Origin of the sequence: Hyalangium sp. (assembly GCF_035629615.1) — a bacterium.
In the GTDB taxonomy this organism is placed as follows: domain Bacteria; phylum Myxococcota; class Myxococcia; order Myxococcales; family Myxococcaceae; genus Hyalangium.
Genome location: NZ_DASPHO010000050.1, coordinates 1 through 18,452, shown reverse-complemented (window position 1 = coordinate 18,452; position 18,452 = coordinate 1). Strand labels below are relative to the sequence as shown.

Below are 18,452 nucleotides of genomic sequence, written 5' to 3'. Positions count from 1 at the left end.
TGAGAACACCCTGCGCAACCTGGGCGATCTGGGCGCCACCCTCGGCGGCCCCATCCTCCAGGACAAGTTGTGGTTCTTCGCGGGCTTCGCGCCGTCCTTCACCCGCTACGCCCACACCCGCTCGATCAACGCGTTCCAGCTCGACACCGAGACGGGCGAGATCGTCCGCAACGAGCAGGGCAAGGCGCAGGTGCGGCGGATCCCCGGCTCCGAGCAGACCTTCTTCGCTGACTCGCGCGCCTTCCAGTACATGGGCAAGCTGACCTACCTCATCAACCAGGACCACAACGTCTCGCTGTCCATCACCGGCACCCCGTCCAGCACGGGCGGCGCTGGCAAGCTCTCCATCGATCCGCGCAGCGGCGGTCTGCCGGGCGCCCGCGTGGCGCGCCCTGGTTCCTTCGGCCTCACGGAGACGATCGCGAGCACCACGGCGGTCGGCCTGAAGTACGCCGGCGCCTTCATGGACAAGAAGGTCCTGCTCGACGTGAACGCAGGCTACTTCCACCAGGTCGCCTCCACCCAGGCGGCGGACGGCAGCGAGGCCGGTGACATCCTCGGCAATGGCCTGGCCGGCCTGGCGCGCGTGAACTACGTGCTCGAGCGTCCGCTCAGCTACTTCGAGAATGTGGAAGGCGCCGCAGAGTACTGCGAGATCGAGCTGGCGGACGGCTCCACCGCGGAGGCCTGCCCGGTGAACAACTACGGTGTCGGCGGCCCCGGCCTGCTGACGGACGGCAACCTGGATCGCTACCAGGTCAACGCCAAGGCCACCTACCTGCTCAACGCCGTGGGTACCCACGTGCTGAAGGCGGGCGTGGACGCCGAGTTCCTCTCCTACGGACAGCGCAAGTCCTACAGCGGCGGCGTGTTCTTCCAGGAGGCGAACATCACGGGCCGCATCGACCCGCGCGACAACTCGGCCATCAGCGGCTACGGCTGGAACGACTTCCGCCGCTACGGCTACCAGACGGGCCCGGACTCCGCGGTGGTGCAGGCCGTCCAGGAGTCCACCTCCAAGAGCACCACGGTGGGTGGCTTCCTGCAGGACAGCTGGTCCATCGCGAACCGCCTGACGGTGAACGCCGGTCTGCGCTACGACGTGCAGGCGATGTACGGCGGTGACGGGCAGCTGGCTCTCGTGCTCGGCAACCAGCTGTCGCCGCGCCTGGGCGCCATCGTGGACCCGCTGGCCAACGGCCGGATGAAGTTCTTCGTCAACTACGCCCGCTACTACGAGCAGGTGCCGCTCAACATGCTGGACCGCGCGTTCCCGCCGGAGCGCCGCTACTCGGCCGTTCGCATTGCGTCCGAGGATGACCCGACGGGCGCGCAGGGCTGCGACCCGTCCACGCGTGAGGGCCAGCGCACGGGCTGCACGGACAACGCCTACGTTGCCCTCCGCTCGGAGAACAGCTCCAACCCGAACCGCCTCTTCTCAGGCGGCAAGGTGGAGAACGAGCCGGTGGACCCGAGCCTCAAGCCGCAGTCCTCCGCCGAGTACGTGGTGGGCGGCGAGTACGAGGTGCTGGCCAACACCCGCTTCGGCGCCACCTACACCCATCGCAACATGGGCGCGGTCATCGAGGACATGAGCCGTGACGGCGGCAACACCTACTTCCTCGGCAACCCGAACCAGGGCTTCGCTCAGGACTTCCCGAAGCCGGTCCGCAACTACGACTCGGTGACCATGTACCTGAACCGGACGTTTGCGGACGGCTGGCTGGCCCAGGCCAGCTACACCTGGTCTCGGCTGTACGGTAACTACCCGGGTCTGTTCCGCCCGGAGACCAACCAGCTCGACCCGAACATCCTCTCGGACTTCGACCTGATCGACCTGCTGCCCAACCGCAGCGGCCTGCTGCCGTTCGACCGCACGCACGCCGTCAAGCTGTTCGGCGCCAAGGAGTTCAACATCACCAACGCGCTGTCCACCAGCGTCGGTCTGTCCTACCGCGGCAACTCCGGTACGCCGATCAACTACTACGGCGCGCACCCGGACTACGGCCAGGATGAGGCCTTCGTCCTCCAGCGTGGTACGGGCGGCCGCACCCCGTGGGTCAACATCATCGACTCCAACGTGGGTGTGAACTACCGCATCGGCAAGGATCAGGTGGTGTCGTTCACTCTGGACGTGTTCAACCTCTTCAACTTCCAGACGACGACCCGCGTGGACGAGTCCTACACGTTCGAGTCCATCTACCCGCTCGAGGGTGGCACGCCGGGCGATCTGCCGGGCAAGGTGGTCATCAACACGGGTGACCGTGAGGCGGACCGCGAGGATCCGATCTACCTGTCCGAGGACCAGATCAACCCGAACTTCAAGCAGCCGAACCAGTACCAGGCCCCGCGGCAGTTCCGCTTCGGCATCCGGTACACCTTCTAAGGCTCAGTCAGGATCGACAGGAACCTAGAGAATCATGACCAAGAACATCGTTTCTGTGACCGTGGCCGTTCTCAGCGCAGGTGCGTTGCTGACGGGCTGCAACTTCGACCAGCCGAACGCGGGCTGCATCGTTCAAGATGCCAGCTTCGCCAACTGGTACGCGAAGTACGACCTGAAGCCTGACCAGAACCTGTCCGCAGAATGCCAGGCGAAGGTCGTCAAGGGTGAGGTCTGGGGTGTCTTCAAGTTCACCGATCCGCAGAAGGCGGACTCATCGGTGCTGACGATTCGCCCCGCGGGCCTCTACACACGCGCCACCCGCGATCCGGGGGATCCGTACCTCCAGACCGCGGAGGGCAAGCTGGCGGAGGAGCCGGACGCAAGCGACTTCTGTGCGGCGAACGAGTTCTCGCTGGCGACGGTGAATGCCGGTCCGAGCTCGACGGAGCCGGCGACGTCCATCTCCTACCAGTTCTCGAACGTGAAGGTGTACGCCGCGCCGGATGCCCCGGGCACCCAGATCGGTGCTGATCTGGCCTACACCCGCGATGGCTGCACCATCCAGCTGGGCGTGCGTGCCCTCTGGCCGGCGCTGGCGTGCGACCCTGACTCCAGCAACCCGGCGGAGAACTGCGGCGCGGGCTCGGGCATGAACCCCGAGTTCGACGTCACGTGCGACCCGGACTTGAACCGCTGCGTGCCGACCAAGGCGATCCCCTCGCTCAAGTAGGCTGAACCGCAGTTGGCGAAGTTCCTGCGGCCCCGGCTGCCCTCCCCTCTGGGAGTGGCTGCTCGGGGCCGCGGTGTTTAAAGAGGATTGGATGGCCGTGGGAGGAGCATGGAGGGTCGTTTCTCACTGATGGAAGGCGTGCGAGCCAGGCTCTCGGACGAGGAGGGCACGCTCCGGAAGGAGGCGCCCTACCGAGTGGCCCTCTGCTACCCGAGCCCCTACCACGTGGGGATGAGCTCGCTCGGCTATCAGACGATCTACCGGGAGATTCACCTCCACCCAGGCGCCACCGCCGAGCGGGTCTTCCTCCCGGAGGATGTGGAGGCGTACCGACGTACGAGGACGCCGCTCTTCACCTATGAGTCCGAGACGCCCGTCTCCGGCCTGCCCATGCTGGCCTTCTCCGTGGCGTACGAGCTGGAACTGACGGGCGTCTTCTCGATGCTGGAGCTGGCCGGGCTGCCGCTGCTGAAGGAGGAGCGGGATGAGCGCCATCCCCTGATTGTGGCCGGTGGTCCGCTGACCTTCTCCAACCCGGACCCGCTGGAGCCCTTCGTGGATGTGCTCGTCCAGGGAGAGGGGGAGGAGCTCATCCACACCCTGCTGGATGCGGCAGCCTCGATGGTGCGTGAGGAGCTCCTGTCGTTCCTGGCGCGCACGCCCGGCTTCCGAGTGCCTGGGCGAGGAGGGGCTCGCTACTCGGTCGCCAAGGCCTTGGACGCGCGGCTGCCCGCCCGCTCGCAGATCATCACGCCGAACACGGAGCTGCGCTCCATGTTCCTCATTGAGCCGGAGCGCGGCTGCTCGCGCGGTTGTCACTACTGCGTCATGAGGCGAACGACCAATGGGGGGATGCGGACGGTGCCACCCGAGCGGGTGCTGTCGCTCATCCCCGAGAATGCCAGGCGGGTGGGGCTGGTGGGAGCCGCGGTGACGGACCACCCGCGCATCGTGGAGCTGCTGCGCACCCTGGTGGACGCGGGCCGAGAGGTAGGGGTGTCCTCGCTGCGCGCGGACAGGCTCACACAGGAACTGGTGGACACCCTGCGCCGCGGGGGCGCCACCAACCTCACCGTTGCCGCGGATGGGGCCTCCCAGCGCATGAGGGACCTGGTGGATCGCAAGCACTCGGAGGAGCAGATTCTCCGTGCGGCGAACTTCGCCCGGACGGCGGGGCTCCGGCAGCTCAAGGTCTACAACGTCATTGGACTGCCCTACGAAGAGGATGTGGACATCGACGAGCTCATCCGCTTCTCCACGGAGCTGTCGCGCATCATTCCGGTGGCGCTGGGAGTGGCCCCCTTCGTGGCCAAGCGCAACACGCCGCTGGATGGCGCGCCCTTTGCCGGCATTCGTGAGGTGGAGGGGAAGCTGGAGCGGCTCCGCCGGGGCCTCAAGGGGCGTGCAGAGGTGCGGCCTACCTCCGCACGCTGGGCCTGGGTGGAGTACATGCTCGCCCAGTGCGGTCCAGAGGCGGGCCTGGCCACGATGGATGCGTGGAAGGCGGGGGCTGGCTTTGCCGCCTTCAAGCGGGCTTTCGAGGCTCGAGGCTGTGTGCCGTACCAGGCGCGGCGCGTCGAGGACGGCCGGCGCAACCCCACCGTCTGGCCCTCCGTGCCTACGGTGGTTCCCTCCACGGCAGGCGCCTCTGCTCCAGGGACCGATGCCCGTCCCCCGTGAGGGGGTGCACATATGGCGCCCGAGGGCTGAACGTCTTCTGCCGCGTCCCTTGGTGCTCTGCTAGAAGGCCGCTGGCGCCACGGACGGGCGCGACGAGGAGAAGCTACCGGTGAGCACGGAGCGCGTAGACAAGGCTTGGCAGAACAAGGGTCTCCAGGGGTTTTCGACGGAGGCCATTCTTGGCACCCTGGGGCACTACGGCGTCTCGGTGGCCGAGGCCGACTTCCGGAAGCTCGCAGAGACGGGCTGGCCCCAGGACATTGCCCTGGAGTGGGGGAAGAAGTGGAAGGGCACAGGGCCTTTCAAGCCCTTCCACCACGCCGCGGCCGAGGAGCTGTGGCGCCGCTGGGTGCCCGAGCGCCTCGCGCCGCCCGAGTTCGCGCTGGCCCTGGCAGAGCTGATGGCCGCGCTGACTTCGCTCATCTCGGGGAAGAAGGATGCCCCGGTGGACGCCGCCTTCGAGCGCATGAAGGCCGTTCGCCAGCGCATGCCGCTGGACGAGAAGGGGCAGCCCCAGCTGGCGTTCGTCGAGCGTGCACTCGGTGGGTTCAACGAGAAGGTGGCAGAGATGTTCGACTCGATGGCCGAGGTGCTCGCGAAGACGGGGAACACCGCCCACGCAGACGCGTTCGCCGAGTTCGAGGAGTTCCTGCTGCCCGACCGTCGCGGCATTGCCACCTCCATTGTCCGCGCCAACAAGGGCGAGCGGGACACAGCGCTTGCGGACCTGGAGGCCGCGGCTGTCGACAGCTCACGGACGCCGATCTCCCGCCTGCTCGCCGTGGATGGGTTGATTCACCTGGGCGCATGGCCTCAGGCGGTCGCACGAGCCCGGCCCATCATGCTGCAGGCCGAGAGGGACGGGGACATCCACCTGGCGATCGATCTCTGCGCCCGGCTGGAGCACGTCTACAAGGCCACGGGAGACCGCACGGGCCTGCAGGAAGTATCCCGCGACAGGGCTCGCCTCAACGAGCTGCATGACCACATGCACCCGGGCCACGGGCACCGGCACGGCCCCTGACGAGCCTCCAGGCCTGAGAGCCCGTCCCCTCTCTTTCAAGCAGGGGAGGGGCTACTCGGTATCCGTGCCAGTGGGGGCGAGCGGCGCGGGTTCGGAGAGTCCTGCCTTGGGCTTGGTCGCTTCGGATGAGGCCGCCTGCTCGGAGGAGGCATCCTGGGCCAGGGCGCCCTTGCCAGCGCCGCGCTTGAGCGGAACCTGGAGGACACTCGGTACTGCCTCGAGCACCTCGTGGCAGGGCACCACCGCTCCCACCGTCGTGTAGCGGATGGCCCCTGTCTTCGTGGAGGTCTGCTTGAGGGCGTACGCCTTTGCCCGAGGCAGGAACCATTCCCGCACTTCCTTCAGCGGGAGCACGTGCAACTGGGCCTGGGCGAGGAACACGTACACCAGCAGGTCCGCGCTGCTGTAGAGGAAGCAGCCCGGGGTGTCCTTCTCCACGTTGGACACCAGCTCGAACCAGTAGCGCCGGCGCGGGTGCCGGTCGCCTTTGACTTCGATGCCGCGGACCTCGCCCGAGGTCAGCTCCCACAGCAGATCCACGCCCCGGTGCTGGAAGCGCGGGTCCTCCTGCACGTCATGGACGCGCGAGCCAGGAGCGGTCTCCAGCATCCACGCCCGAGCGTGCTGCACGGCTCGATCCGCCGCGCCCTGCACGCCCCTCATGCTGAAGCTGCGCATTGCCTAGCGGCGCAGCTCCACGCCACTGGCCACGAGCTGCACCTCGCGCGGCTTGCCGTCGGCGGTGCGGGGCACAATGGCGCCCTCGCTCTCGTAGTGCTTCGCGCGGTCCTCGCTCAGGTCGGCCACCTTCACCACGCCCTCCACCCGCGCCTCCGAGCCCGCCGAGTCCAGCGGGACGAAGAAGCCGTAGTCCTTGAACGTCACCCGCAGGCCCGCGCCCTTGGCATCCTTGGCGGTGGCGAGCTCCATCCAGCAGCCCTTCCGCTCACACGCCTTGCGCACATGGCCCTCGATCAGGACCGTCTTGCCGTCGTGTTCCTGCGGCTTGGCGAGCAGGTCCGCGAGCTTCACGCAAGGGACTCCCTTGATCGGCTCCCCACGCGTCAGCTTCCAGTCCGACTTCGGCGCGGCGTCCTGCGCCTGGGGGGGGTGGTGGCAGTCCGCCTCGGAGGCCTTCGCCGGCTGCTCGGAGGCCTTCGCCGGCTGCTTGTTGGCGGCAGGGGTGGGCTCACCAGCGAGCGCCACCAGGGGGACGGCGACCATCATCACCAGGGCGGAACGGAGCGTCTTCATGCCCTGGCGCATAGCCCAAAAGTCTTGGCCTGGGCAAGGTGGCGGCAACTCCTCGTCCACTCGCGCACAGGCTCGCGCTACACTGGGGGACGTGAAGCTCACTCTGCCTGCCCCCAACCGGAAGTTCGGCCTCGTGGATGGCCTCGGCCTCGCGGGGATCGTCGGGCTGCTCATTGCCCGGTTCATCCCCGTCGCGAAGATCATCCCCTTCTGGGGCTGCATGCTGCGCGAGACCACAGGCTGGCCCTGCCTCGGCTGCGGGCTCACCCGCGTCGCGGAGCGGGTGGCGCACTTCAACATCCCCGGCGCTTGGGAAGCCAACCCGCTGGGCACCGTGGCCGCGCTCCTCTTTGCCCTCATGGCCGTCGTAATGGTGCTGCACCTGGTGTTCGCGATGCCTGTCCCAGACGTCCAGCTCTCGCCGCGCGAGTGGGCTTGGGTGCGCATCGCCCTGCCCATCCTCCTCGTCGCCAACTACGCCTATGTGGTGGTGAAGACCAGGTTTCCCCACCTGTTGATGTGAGCCCTGCGTGCTCGCGGCCCTCCTCCTGCTTGGCTACCTGGCGGGCTCCATCCCCTTCGGGGTGTTGGTGACGCGTTGGGCGCGCGGGGTGGATGTGCGGGTGGAGGGCAGCGGCAACATTGGTGCGACCAATGTGGCGCGCGTGGCGGGCAAGAAGCTGGGCGTCCTGGTGCTCGCGCTGGATGCGCTCAAGGGCGCTCTGCCGGTGCTGCTCACGCTGAGGATGATGCCGGACAGCCCGCGCGCACAGGTGGCGGTGGGGCTCGCCGCGTTCCTGGGGCACTGCTATCCGGTGTGGCTGAAGTTCCGCGGGGGCAAGGGCGTGGCCACCGCGCTCGGCGTCCTCCTGGTGCTGGCGCCCTGGGCTGCACTCGCTGGGGCTGCTGCTTATGGCCTCGTGGTGGTGACGACCCGGATGAGCTCGCTCGGCTCGCTGACGGCGGGCGTGGTGTCGGTGGCCACCGCGGCCTTCACCGCCCGCGCGCCCGAGTACGCCGTGCTCTCAGGACTCCTCTTCGCCTTCATGCTCTGGACTCACCGGGCCAACATCCAGCGCCTGCTGAGCCACACCGAGCGCCGGTTCTGATCCGGACTTCTCCGTGACTGGCGTCGTCGTGAAGAGGCGGTAGCCCAGCAGGGTGCAGGCGATGGGGCCGTTCCACACCTCCCGGCGGCTCAAGGGACGCGCGTGGAAGGCACTCTCGAAGGCCGGGTTGCCGGAGAGCAGGTAGACACGCCACCCATTCAGTGCCCGGAGGTTCTCCCCGAGCTTGAAGTAGAAGGCCTTCATGCCCTTCTGGCCGCCCGAGCCGATGCGCTCGCCGTAAGGGGGATTGGTGATGAGCAGTCCGCCCCCCTTGGGGAGCGGGAGGGGCTTGGTGGCGTCGCCCTCGGCGATCTGGATCTCCTCCGAGAGCCGCGCTGCCTTCACGTTCCGCCGCGCCGCCTCTACCGCCTCGGGGTCCTTGTCGAAGCCCAGCAGCGGCACGGCCACCTTGCGCTCATTGCGGCGGGCGTCTGCGCGCAGGTCCTCCAGCAGCTCCTTGGCCCGGGCTCCCAAGTGCGGCCAGCGCTCCACTGCGAAGGAGCGGCCGATCCCCGGGGCCCGCCGGCGCGCGATGAGGCCTCCTTCAATGAGCAAGGTCCCGGAGCCGCACATCGGGTCCACCAGGGCCTCCTCGCCGGTATAGCGCGCGGCGCGCAGCAGGGCAGCGGCCAGGGTCTCCTTGAGGGGCGCGGGGGTAGGGCGCACGCGGTAGCCGCGGCGGTGCAGGGGCTCGCCGCACAGATCCAGCGAGAGCGACAGCCGCTCGCGCGCCAGGTGAGCCACCACGCTCACGTCCGGGCTGCGCGTGTCTACATCCGGCCGGGACCCCAGCGTCCCACGCATCCGGTCCACGAGGGCATCCTTCACCTTGAGGGCCACGAAGCCCGAGTGGCTGTGCTCGCTGTCTCGCAGCGTGGCCTCTACCGCGAAGGTGTGATTCGGCGTGAGGTGCTCCTCCCACGGAACGCTGGCGGCCGCCTCGTAGAGCCCCTCCGCGCCGTGGGCCTCGAACTCGCCGAGCGGATAGAGCACCCGCATGGCGATGCGCGACCAGAGGCACACCCGGAGCGCCTCATCGAGCGAGGCCATGAAGCGCACCCCGCCCCGGTCTTGGCGGATGCGGCGTGCGCCCAGCTCCAAGAGCTCCTCGGCCAGGAGGTCCTCGGTGCCGCGGGCGGTGGTGGCGAAGAGAGCAAGGCGTTCAGCCATGGAGAGGCCCTTAACGGACCCGAGGCCGCTTGGAAACGGAGAACTGGAAGCGGCCGACCAGGTGCTCGGCCGCTGAGTTTCTACATTGCCCCCGCCCCCGGCATGTCGCCCACGGCGCGGATGAGCACCTCGCGCGGCTTGGCGCCATCGGCGGCGCCGACCACGCCATCACGCTCCATCCGCTCGATCATGCGCGCGGCGCGGTTGTAGCCGATGCGCATCTTGCGCTGGAGCATGGAGATGGACACCGCACGCATCTCGCTCACCGTGGCGAGCGCCTGGTCGTACAGCTCGTCGGACAGCTCGTCCTCCTCGCCGCCGCCCTCCACGTCCTCGTCGCGCGGCTTGAGGATGGACTCGTCGAAGACGGGCTTGCCCTGGGCCTTGAGGTGGTCCACGGCGCGCTTGATCTCCGCCTCGGAGACGAAGGCGCCGTGCACGCGCTGCAGGTGGGCGCTCGTGGGCGGCATGATGAGCATGTCGCCCATGCCGAGCAGCGCCTCGGCGCCCACCGTGCCGAGGATCGTCATCGAGTCCGGCTTGGAGCGCAGCATGAAGCTGATGCGCGTGGGGAAGTTGGCCTTGATGACGCCGGTCACGACATCCGTGGACGGGCGCTGGGTGGCGACCATCAGGTGGATGCCGGCGGCTCGGGCCATCTGCGCCAGGCGCGCGACGTAGGTCTCCACCTCGCGGCTGGCGACCATCATCAGGTCCGCCAGCTCGTCGATGATGACCACGATGTAGGGCAGCTTCTTGAGCTCCTTCTTCTCCGGCTCGGCGTCCTCGGCGGCAGAGGCCTCCTGGTCCTGAGAGGACTCCTGCGCCTCGAGCGCCGCGGACTCGGACTCCGTCTCATCCCGGGCCACGGTGGGCTCGGGTTCGAAGGTGACTGCCTCGCGCAAGTCCTCCACATCGTCCTTGGGCGCGGCGACACCGAGGCCATCGCTGGCCGCGGCAGCGGCGGCGGGCGCGGCCTCTGCCTGGGCGACGTTGACGACGAGCATCTTCTTCGGCTTGGCGCGCTTCTTCTCCTCTGAGGACTGCTCGAGCGTGTCCTTCACCTCGGTGGCGGAGCTCTCCACCAGCTTGTTGTAGCCGGCGATGTTGCGCACGCCGGCCTCGGAGAGCAGGTGGTAGCGGCGCTCCATCTCCTCCACCGCCCAGCGCAGGGCGAGCGCGGCCTTCTTCGGATCGGTCACCACGGGCAGGAGCAGGTGGGGGATGCCCTCGTAGACGGACAGCTCGAGCATCTTCGGGTCCACCATGAGGAAGCGGACCTCCTCCGGCGTGGACTTCAGGAGGATGCTCATGATCATCGAGTTGACCGCGACGGACTTGCCCGAGCCGGTGGTGCCAGCGATGAGCAGGTGCGGCGCCTTGGCCAGGTCGAACACGAAGGGCATGCCCTCGATGTCCTTGCCCACGCACATGGTGAGGCGGCTCTGGCTCTTCTGGAAGGCGTCCTGCTCGGCGATCTCCCGGAGGTAGACGGTCTCGCGGTCCTTGTTGGGTACCTCGATGCCCACCACACCCTTGCCGGGGATGGGGGCGACGATGCGCACGCGCATGGCCTCCATGGCCATGGCGAGGTCATCCGCGAGCGCGGCGATCTTGCTCACCTTGATGCCGGGGCCCGGGAGGAACTCGTACATGGTGACGACGGGGCCGGGGCGGATCTCCACCACCTCGCCCACGATGCCGAAGTCGGCCAGCTTGGCGCGCAGCTTCTCGGCGGTGACGAGGAAGGCGTCCTTGTCCAGCGCCGAGCGCTCCTTCTTGTCGCACTCGAGCACGTCGAGCGGCGGCAGTGAGAAGCTCTTGCGGCCCCCCACGAACTCGAACTCTTCCTCCCTCTTCTTCGGAGCGGTGGGCTTGGGCGGCGCCTTGGGCTCCACGATGAGCGGCATGCGTGCCAGCGCGGACGGAGGCGCCGGGACGATGGCGGACGGGCCAGCGGCCGGAGCAGCGGGGGCAGCAGCGGCCGGGGCAGGGGGCAGGCTCGGAGCGGACGCAGGGGTGGGCTCCGCGGCGGCCAGGGACGCGGCCAGGGACGCGGCGGGCATGGGCGGAATGGAGCCGGGAGCGGCCGGCGCGGTGACGATGTTCGGCCCCTTGCGCTCGCGCTTTCGCGGAGGCTCGGACGGTGTCGCGCTCGTCGCGGCGGCGGCGATCGGGGCAGGTGCGAGGAAGGAAGCCCAGGCCGGATCGGCTCCGGGCGCTGGACGCTTCTCGAGCAGAGGCACCGCGGCCACGACAGCGCCCTCGGCCGGCTTCTCCTTGGCGCGAGCCTCGCGACCCGTCTCCTTGGTCTCCTTCGCAGCCCTCTTGGCGGCCTGGAACTGCTCCTTCTCCTGCTCCCGAGCCAGCCGCACGGCCTCCTCGGCCATCGCCTCCGCCTCGGCCTCCTCGGCCTCCGCGGCATCGCGCTCGGCCTCCTCCAGATCCTCCTCATCCGCCTCGAGCTGCGCGAGGAAGGCGGCCTCCTCCAGCTTCTCCTGGGCGAGCCGCTCCTGGCGCTTCTTGTACGCCTCCTTCTGTGCCTCGACGAAGGCCAAGGCGGCCTCCTGGAGCCGGCGGCCGAACACGCACAGCCCGGCCCACGCCAGCGTGCACAGCTTCAGGAAGGTGTACTGGGTGCCGACGATGAGCGCGGCCACCGACACCGCCGTCACGAGGATGACGGTGCCCACGGTGGAGAAGAGACCCTGGAGCACGCCCGCGAGCCCAGCGCCCACCGCGCCTCCAGGCGGGTGCGCCCAGCCAGGATCTCCCGCGAACATGAGCTGCGCGAGCACGGACGCGCTCAGCGCCAGCAGCCCCAGCGCGAGGATCTGCGGCAGGCGGCGGCGCTCGCGGTTGCCCACGAAGATGACCAGGGCCGCATAGAGGCCGCAGCTGGGAATGAGATAGGCGCACACGCCGAGCAGCCCGCGCAGGGACTCGGCGATGAGGTGGCCCATGGGGCCGACCATGTTCCGGAACCCTGGCCCTACCCGATCGTGCGCATCAAAGGTTGCCACCGACAGCAAGGAGATGAGGGACGCGGCGAGGATGAAGACGCCCACCAGGGCCCTCCTTCCCACTCCCCCCGTCTGCATCTTCTTGTCCGTCAGCGCCTTGCGACGCGTAGCGATATCCTGCCGAGACAGGACCGTCTTCTCCGCCCTGGACTTCCTGGCCGCCATGACCTTCCTCTTGAGACCCGTAGCAGGCTGTAGCGACTGCCCGGGCGAGTGTAGGGAGGGAGAGGAGCGGGTCAATTTTCCGGCCGCCCGGCGAAAGAGCATGGGCACACCAATTTGAGGCCCCACGGCTTCGGAGCCAGTATGGTGGGTGGACAGAAGCGGGCAGGCGGGGTGCATGGACGTTCGATGCGAGCGCTGCAAGACGCAATACGAGCTTGATGACGCTCGGATCTCCGAGACCGGCGTCACCGTCCAGTGCACGACGTGTCACCACGTCTTCGTGGTGAAGAAGAAGGCGCTGGTCGTCACGGTGCCGGTGAAGCAGGGGCAGGGAACCCAGGCAGTCCCAGGGGCGCAAGGGGACACTTCCGCTGCTCCGCCGGCCTCACCTCCACCTGGACTGCGCCCGCTGTCGCCGCCCATGGGCATGGCGCCCCCGGTGGCCACCGCCGCGAGCCCGGAACCTCCTTCGCAGCCCCTGCTACCGGCCGCAGCAGCTCCAGGCGCACGCGAGTGGCGTCTCCGGCAGCCCAGCGGCAACGCCTTTACGTTCAAGGACCTCACCACGCTCCAGAAGTGGATCGTCGAGCGCAAGGTGTCTCGCGATGACGAGATCTCCCTGACGGGCGAGACGTGGAAGCGGCTGGGGGACATTCCTGAGCTGGCGACCTTCTTCCAGGTGGTGGACGAGGCCCAGCGGGCGGCGGTGCTGCAGGCTCAGCTCGGCATGGTTCCAGGCAAGGGGACGCCCGCCGGCGGCTCTCCCGGCCCAGCGGCCCCGGCGCAGCCTCCAGAGGAGCGCAAGCGGAGCAGGGTGCCGGTCCTCCTGGCACTGCTCCTCCTCATGCTAGGGGCCGGAGCGGCGGGGTACTACTACCTGGTGGTGATGCCTCGGCCGGAGGAGGAGGCCCTGCGCGCAGCCGCAGCACAGGCCGAGGCAGAGCGTCTTGAGAAGGAGCGGCAGGAGCGACTCCTGGCTGCCCAGGCGGCGGCCGAGGCCCAGCTCCGCGCGGATGCTGGGAGCACGGCAGGCCCCACGGAGGACGGGGGAGCGCTCGCGGGAGCGCCAGGTGCCGAGGATGGTGGAGTCCAGGGGGACGCGGGGATGGCTCCAGATGCGGGAGCCGGAGCGGATGCCGGCATGGCCCTGGATGCCGGGCTTGCGGATGCAGGCCTCGCCCCGGATGCGGGTGCGCCGGGGGTGAAGCGGCCGGCGCCGGTGAGGGACTTCGACTACTGGGTGACTCAAGGGGATCGCCAGCGCGAGCGTGAGCGCCCCGAGGCGGCCCTGGATGCATATGCTGAGGCGGCGGAGCTCGAGCCGGATCGGGCGGAGCCGTACTCGGGCCGGGGAATGGCCTATCTCGATATGGGGGAGCCCCGGCAGGCCGAGACGGAGTTCAAACAGGCTCTGAAAATCAACGCAAATTACGCGGAAGCCATCATGGGGCTTGCCGAGACCTACCGCTCCCGGGGAAAGAAGGCGGAGGCAATCCGCCAGTATGAGCGGTACCTTGAGATCCTACCGAACGGCCCCGAGGCCCCGGTAGCGCGCAACGCAATCGAGCGGTTGAAGGAGTGAAGGAGACCTACATGCCTGAGTTCGACAAGCCGTCGTCCACCGAGGAGGAGTACTTCGCTCGTGAGGAGATCGAGAAGAAGCGCAAGCTCGCGCTCCAGCAGTCCGAGGAGCTGGCGGCCAAGAGTCGCGAGGAGCTGAAGCAGCTGCACTACATGAAGTGCCCCAAGTGCGGCATGGACCTGCAGACGCTGAGCAAGGGCAAGGTGGAGCTCGACACGTGCTTCAACTGCCACGGCGTGTGGCTGGATGCAGGCGAGCTGGACGACATCGTCAAGCAGGGGCCCGAGGGTGGCGGCAAGGTGATGGGCGCCGTCCTGAACCTGTTCAAGCGCAAGTAGGCGGAGCCCTTGGCATGAAGCTCACGATCGAGCAGGTCCGCCATGTGGCCAGCCTGGCGCGGCTCTCGCTGACGCCCGAGGAGGAGCAGCGGTACGCCACGCAGCTCGACGCGGTGCTCGACGCGGTGGCGCAGCTCCAGGAGCTCGACGTGAGCGGCGTGGAGCCCACCTCCCACGCCACGCTCGCGTCCTCGCTGCTGCGCGAGGACGTGACGCGGCCCTCGCTGCCGCCGGAGAAGGGGCTGGCCAACGCCCCGGCGAAGATGGGCACCAGCTTCGCGGTTCCGAAGATCATCGAGTGAGGCCATGGAGCTGACTGACCTGTCGATGCTGGAGCTGGCGGCGAAGCTGGCCGCGGGAGAGGTCTCCTCCGTGGAGGCGACGCGGGCCTGCCTGGCGCGTGTTGCCCAGGTCGACGGGAAGGTGAAGGCCTTCCTGCGCCTGGATGAGAAGGGCGCGCTGGCCGCCGCCGAGGCCAGCGATGCACGCCGCAAGGCCGGCAGTCCGGCAAGCCCGCTGGACGGCGTGCCCATTGGGCTCAAGGACATCTTCCTCACCGAGGGCCTGGAGACGACCTGCGGCTCGCGCATCCTGCAGGGCTTCATCCCACCGTATGACTCGACGGTGGTGAGCCTGCTCAAGCAGGCAGGCCTGCCCATCGTGGGCAAGCTGAACATGGACGAGTTCGCCATGGGCTCGTCCAACGAGGGCAGCGCCTACGGCCCGACGCACAACCCCTGGGCGCTGGACCGGACACCCGGGGGCTCTTCGGGAGGTTCCGCGGCGGCCGTGGCGGCGCGTGAGGTGTTCGGCGCGCTGGGCACGGACACGGGCGGCTCCATCCGTCAGCCGGCGGCGTTCACCAACCTGGTGGGGATCAAGCCCACCTACGGCCGCATCTCCCGCTACGGTGTCATCGCCTACGCCTCGTCTCTGGACCAGGTGGGGCCCATGGCGCGCACGGTGGCGGACACGGCGGCGCTGCTGCAGCTCATCGCTCGCCACGATCCGCTCGACTCGACCTCTGCGCCCGTGGAGGCGCCGGACTACCGGGAGGACCTCGAGGGCGGCGTGCGGGGCCTGAAGCTGGGCGTGCCGCGGGAGTACTTCATCGAGGGCATGGACCCGGAGGTGGAGGCCACGGTGCGCGAGGCCGTGAAGGCCTACGAGCGCCTGGGCGCGACGCTGGTGGACGTGTCCCTGCCGCACACGAAGTACGCGCTGGCCACGTACTACCTCCTGGCTCCGGCGGAGGCATCCAGCAACCTGGCTCGCTACGACGGCGTGCGCTACGGCCTGCGCGCCAAGGACGCCAAGGGGCTTCGGGAGATGTACGGCCTGTCCCGGGACCGCGGCTTCGGCTCGGAAGTAAAGCGCCGCATCATGCTGGGCACCTATGCCCTGTCGGCGGGCTACTACGACGCCTACTACGTGCGCGCCCAGAAGGTCCGCACCCTCATCCGGCAGGACTTCACGAAGGCCTTCGAGCAGGTGGACGCGATCCTCTCGCCCATCTCGCCGGTGCCCGCGTTCAAGCTGGGCGAGAAGGCGAACGATCCCCTCTCGATGTACCTCATGGACGTGTTCACGCTGCCATGCAATCTGGCCGGGCTGCCCGGACTGTCGCTGCCGTGCGGCTTCACGAAGTCGAACCTGCCCATTGGGCTGCAGATTCTCGGCAAGCCCTTCGACGAGGCGCGGCTGCTGCGCATCGCCCGGGCCTTCGAGCGCGAGAACGACTTCTCCCGCCGCCTCGCCCCGCTCTAGAGGAGCGCCCCAGGTACCGCCATGCCCCTGAGCGATTTCCAGCCCGTCATTGGCCTCGAGGTCCACTCGCAGCTGCTCACGAAGTCGAAGATCTTCTGTGGGTGTTCCACGGAGTTCGGCGCGGAGCCCAACCGGAACACCTGCCCGGTGTGCCTGGGGATGCCCGGTGTGCTGCCGGTGCTCAACCAGCGGGTGGTGGAGTTCGCTGTCCGCACGGGCCTGGCGCTGGGCTGCACCATCAAGAAGACGAGCATCTGGAGCCGGAAGAACTACTTCTATCCGGATCTGCCCAAGGGCTATCAGATCACCCAGTACGACCAGCCGATCTGCGAGTGGGGCAAGCTGACGATCGACATGCCGGAGGGCGAGAAGATCATCCGCATCCGCCGCATCCACATGGAGGAGGACGCGGGCAAGAACGTGCATGACGCCAGCGTGGGCGAGAGCCTGGTGGATCTGAACCGGGCGGGGGTGCCGCTGCTGGAGATCGTCACCGAGCCGGACCTGCGCAGCGCGGACGAGGCGGTGGAGTACCTCAAGGCGCTGCGGGACGTGCTGGTGTACCTCGGGGTGAATGACGGGAACATGGAGGAGGGCTCCTTCCGCTGCGATGCCAACGTGTCGGTGATGCGCAAGGGGGAGACGCAGTACGGCCAGCGGGTGGAGCTGAAGAACATCAACTCCTTCCGCTTCATCAAGCAGGCCATCGAGTATGAGATTGGCCGGCACGTGGAGGTCCTCGAGTCAGGCGGGAAGATCGACCAGGAGACGCGGCTGTGGGACACGCAGCGGGGCGAGTCACGCTCCATGCGCTCGAAGGAGGAGGCGCACGACTACCGCTACTTCCCGGAGCCGGATCTGCCGCCGCTGCACGTCTCGGACGCGCTGATCGAGCAGATGGCGCAGGGGTTGCCGGAGCTGCCGCGCCCGAAGTTCCAGCGCTTCCTGAGCCAGTACGGGCTGCCCGCGTATGACGCGAAGCTGCTGTGCGCCGAGCGCCCGCTGGCCGAGTTCTTCGAGGCGTGCGCGCAGCACTCCAAGGACTACAAGAAGCTCTCCAACTGGTTCCAGGGCGAGCTGGCACGCCTGCTGAACGAGAGCGGCGGGGCGGTGACGATCTCCACGCTCAAGTTCACCCCCGGCCAGCTCGCGGAGCTGCTCACGGCGGTGGAGAAGGGGACGCTGTCGAACAACGCGGCAAAGGACGTGCTGGGGGAGATGTTCCGCACGGGCAAGGCACCGGACGCCATCATCGCGGAGAAGGGGCTGGCGCAGGTCAGCGACGCGGGCGCCGTGGAGGCGGTGGTGGACGAGGTGCTCGCGAAGAACGCCGGCGAAGTGGAGAAGTACCGGGCCGGCAAGAAGCAGATCTTCGGCTTCTTCGTGGGCCAGGTGATGAAGGCGATGAAGGGCAAGGGTAACCCCACCCTCGTCAACGATCTGCTGAAGAGCAAGCTCGGAGACTGAGCTCGAGCCGCTCACCCCAAGGCGGCCAGGGGGACGGTGACATGCAGGACGTCTTCTGTCCGTGGATCCATGGACTGGGCGAGGACACGCACCTCTCCGGCTCGGACGCGCTCGAAGATGAGCGAGGGTGCCTCGAAGACGTTCTCGAAGAAGCTCCCGACCAGCTGGGGGTTCACCGCGTAGCGCACGCGGTGGAGCGCGGCGAGCTGGGAATAGAGCCCCTCGCTGAACCACTGCTCACGCCGGAGCTGGCTCTCGCCTGGCGCATTGAAGGCCCAGGGTTCGTCCCAGGGCCAGGCGTTGGCCGAGGGCTGCGCGAGGATGTCAGCGCCCAGGGCATCCAGCACCTGCGCGGCGGGGACGAAGGAAGGCTCCTGCGACGTGTGTGGCTCGCGGAAGCCGTCGTAGCAGATGACCGTGCCGAGCCGGCCGAAAGGAGTGAGCACCACCTCCAACTCCTCGGGACGACCCGGGCTGAGGCGGACGACGTCCTCCTGCGTGGGCACGAGATTGACCTTCCGGGTGACCGCCACACAGCGCCCCTGGGGCGAGAAGGTGTAGCTGGTGTTGTAGGTGCGCGCGTTCACTGGGACAAAGTCCGGCGTGTCCGCTCCGAGCCGGTTCCTCGGCAGCAGCGCGCTACCGCCCACCACCCACAGGCTGAAGTCCCGGCCGATGCCCGAGAACGTCCTCCACATGGCCCGGTGCACGCCGGCCGCTGTGGCGGCGTAGAGGCACTCCTCGAGAGAGGACGGCC

The 18,452-nt window shown here is 68.4% G+C and carries 16 protein-coding genes; 11 read left to right on the top strand and 5 right to left on the bottom strand.

Going from position 1 to position 18,452, the window contains the following annotated elements; all coding sequences use genetic code 11:
• The 4 genes from VD972_RS02270 to VD972_RS02255 form a co-directional block, all read left to right on the top strand.
• The coding region (locus tag VD972_RS02270) for a TonB-dependent receptor (protein WP_324980031.1) at nt 1-2,386 on the top strand (2,386 nt) is incomplete at its 5' end.
• 34 nt (nt 2,387-2,420) lie between these two features.
• Nucleotides 2,421-3,116: a hypothetical protein gene (locus tag VD972_RS02265; protein WP_324980028.1), complete on the top strand. Its 696-nt coding sequence runs from the start codon at nt 2,421-2,423 to the stop codon at nt 3,114-3,116.
• Nucleotides 3,117-3,224: 108 nt separating this feature from the next.
• Nucleotides 3,225-4,796: a radical SAM protein gene (locus VD972_RS02260; protein ID WP_324980025.1), complete on the top strand. Its 1,572-nt coding sequence runs from the start codon at nt 3,225-3,227 to the stop codon at nt 4,794-4,796.
• 109 nt (nt 4,797-4,905) lie between these two features.
• Nucleotides 4,906-5,820: a hypothetical protein gene (locus tag VD972_RS02255; protein ID WP_324980023.1), complete on the top strand. Its 915-nt coding sequence runs from the start codon at nt 4,906-4,908 to the stop codon at nt 5,818-5,820.
• A 51-nt stretch (nt 5,821-5,871) separates the two neighbouring features.
• Here VD972_RS02255 and VD972_RS02250 read toward each other — a convergent pair whose 3' ends face one another.
• Complete coding sequence (locus tag VD972_RS02250; RefSeq protein ID WP_324980021.1) at nt 5,872-6,498, bottom strand: hypothetical protein; 627 nt, start codon at nt 6,496-6,498, stop codon at nt 5,872-5,874.
• Nucleotides 6,499-6,501: 3 nt separating this feature from the next.
• Nucleotides 6,502-7,074, bottom strand: coding sequence for a DUF4920 domain-containing protein (locus VD972_RS02245; RefSeq protein ID WP_324980019.1), 573 nt, complete (start codon nt 7,072-7,074; stop codon nt 6,502-6,504).
• Nucleotides 7,075-7,165: 91 nt separating this feature from the next.
• On the opposite strand from VD972_RS02245, the gene VD972_RS02240 reads away from it, so the two are divergent.
• Together VD972_RS02240 and plsY are read left to right on the top strand one after the other, a co-directional pair.
• Nucleotides 7,166-7,597, top strand: a complete 432-nt coding sequence (locus VD972_RS02240) for a DUF2752 domain-containing protein (RefSeq protein ID WP_324980017.1) — start codon at nt 7,166-7,168, stop codon at nt 7,595-7,597.
• A gap of 7 nt (nt 7,598-7,604) precedes the next feature.
• The gene (plsY, locus tag VD972_RS02235; RefSeq protein WP_324980015.1) at nt 7,605-8,183 is read left to right on the top strand and encodes a glycerol-3-phosphate 1-O-acyltransferase PlsY; all 579 of its coding nucleotides are present in this window, start codon (nt 7,605-7,607) and stop codon (nt 8,181-8,183) included.
• Here plsY and VD972_RS02230 read toward each other — a convergent pair.
• Nucleotides 8,100-9,353 (bottom strand): THUMP domain-containing class I SAM-dependent RNA methyltransferase, encoded by a 1,254-nt coding sequence (locus tag VD972_RS02230; RefSeq protein ID WP_324980012.1) that lies wholly within the window; start codon nt 9,351-9,353, stop codon nt 8,100-8,102. The two genes, plsY and VD972_RS02230, sit on opposite strands and share 84 nt — an antisense overlap.
• 80 nt (nt 9,354-9,433) lie before the next feature.
• Complete coding sequence (locus VD972_RS02225; RefSeq protein ID WP_324980010.1) at nt 9,434-12,541, bottom strand: FtsK/SpoIIIE family DNA translocase; 3,108 nt, start codon at nt 12,539-12,541, stop codon at nt 9,434-9,436.
• 175 nt (nt 12,542-12,716) lie between these two features.
• On the opposite strand from VD972_RS02225, the gene VD972_RS02220 reads away from it, so the two are divergent.
• Genes VD972_RS02220 through gatB form a run of 5 tightly spaced genes read left to right on the top strand, consistent with a single transcriptional unit; the run spans nt 12,717 to nt 17,695 of the window.
• On the top strand, nt 12,717-14,123 hold the full coding sequence (locus VD972_RS02220; protein WP_324980007.1) for a zinc-ribbon domain-containing protein: 1,407 nt from the start codon (nt 12,717-12,719) through the stop codon (nt 14,121-14,123).
• A gap of 11 nt (nt 14,124-14,134) precedes the next feature.
• Complete coding sequence (locus VD972_RS02215) at nt 14,135-14,461, top strand: zf-TFIIB domain-containing protein (RefSeq protein ID WP_324980005.1); 327 nt, start codon at nt 14,135-14,137, stop codon at nt 14,459-14,461.
• Between the two features lie 14 nt (nt 14,462-14,475).
• Nucleotides 14,476-14,763, top strand: a complete 288-nt coding sequence (gene gatC, locus VD972_RS02210; RefSeq protein ID WP_324980004.1) for an Asp-tRNA(Asn)/Glu-tRNA(Gln) amidotransferase subunit GatC — start codon at nt 14,476-14,478, stop codon at nt 14,761-14,763.
• 4 nt (nt 14,764-14,767) lie between these two features.
• Nucleotides 14,768-16,228, top strand: a complete 1,461-nt coding sequence (gene gatA / locus VD972_RS02205; RefSeq protein ID WP_324980003.1) for an Asp-tRNA(Asn)/Glu-tRNA(Gln) amidotransferase subunit GatA — start codon at nt 14,768-14,770, stop codon at nt 16,226-16,228.
• Between the two features lie 21 nt (nt 16,229-16,249).
• Nucleotides 16,250-17,695 (top strand): Asp-tRNA(Asn)/Glu-tRNA(Gln) amidotransferase subunit GatB, encoded by a 1,446-nt coding sequence (gatB, locus tag VD972_RS02200; protein ID WP_324980000.1) that lies wholly within the window; start codon nt 16,250-16,252, stop codon nt 17,693-17,695.
• An 11-nt stretch (nt 17,696-17,706) separates the two neighbouring features.
• Here the strand turns inward: gatB and VD972_RS02195 are convergent.
• Nucleotides 17,707-18,452 (bottom strand): carbon-nitrogen hydrolase family protein (locus tag VD972_RS02195; protein ID WP_324979997.1); only part of this gene is annotated, 746 nt, incomplete at its 5' end.

Excerpts from the sequence above, each read along its gene's own strand:
- VD972_RS02265 (WP_324980028.1), top strand. The coding sequence starts at position 2,421 with ATGACCAAGAACATCGTTTCTGTGACCGTGGCCGTTCTCAGCGCAGGT.
- VD972_RS02260 (WP_324980025.1), top strand. The coding sequence starts at position 3,225 with ATGGAGGGTCGTTTCTCACTGATGGAAGGCGTGCGAGCCAGGCTCTCG.
- VD972_RS02250 (WP_324980021.1), bottom strand. The coding sequence starts at position 6,498 with ATGCGCAGCTTCAGCATGAGGGGCGTGCAGGGCGCGGCGGATCGAGCC.
- VD972_RS02245 (WP_324980019.1), bottom strand. The coding sequence starts at position 7,074 with ATGAAGACGCTCCGTTCCGCCCTGGTGATGATGGTCGCCGTCCCCCTG.
- VD972_RS02230 (WP_324980012.1), bottom strand. The coding sequence starts at position 9,353 with ATGGCTGAACGCCTTGCTCTCTTCGCCACCACCGCCCGCGGCACCGAG.
- VD972_RS02225 (WP_324980010.1), bottom strand. The coding sequence starts at position 12,541 with ATGGCGGCCAGGAAGTCCAGGGCGGAGAAGACGGTCCTGTCTCGGCAG.
- VD972_RS02220 (WP_324980007.1), top strand. The coding sequence starts at position 12,717 with ATGGACGTTCGATGCGAGCGCTGCAAGACGCAATACGAGCTTGATGAC.
- VD972_RS02215 (WP_324980005.1), top strand. The coding sequence starts at position 14,135 with ATGCCTGAGTTCGACAAGCCGTCGTCCACCGAGGAGGAGTACTTCGCT.
- gatC (WP_324980004.1), top strand. The coding sequence starts at position 14,476 with ATGAAGCTCACGATCGAGCAGGTCCGCCATGTGGCCAGCCTGGCGCGG.
- gatA (WP_324980003.1), top strand. The coding sequence starts at position 14,768 with ATGGAGCTGACTGACCTGTCGATGCTGGAGCTGGCGGCGAAGCTGGCC.
- gatB (WP_324980000.1), top strand. The coding sequence starts at position 16,250 with ATGCCCCTGAGCGATTTCCAGCCCGTCATTGGCCTCGAGGTCCACTCG.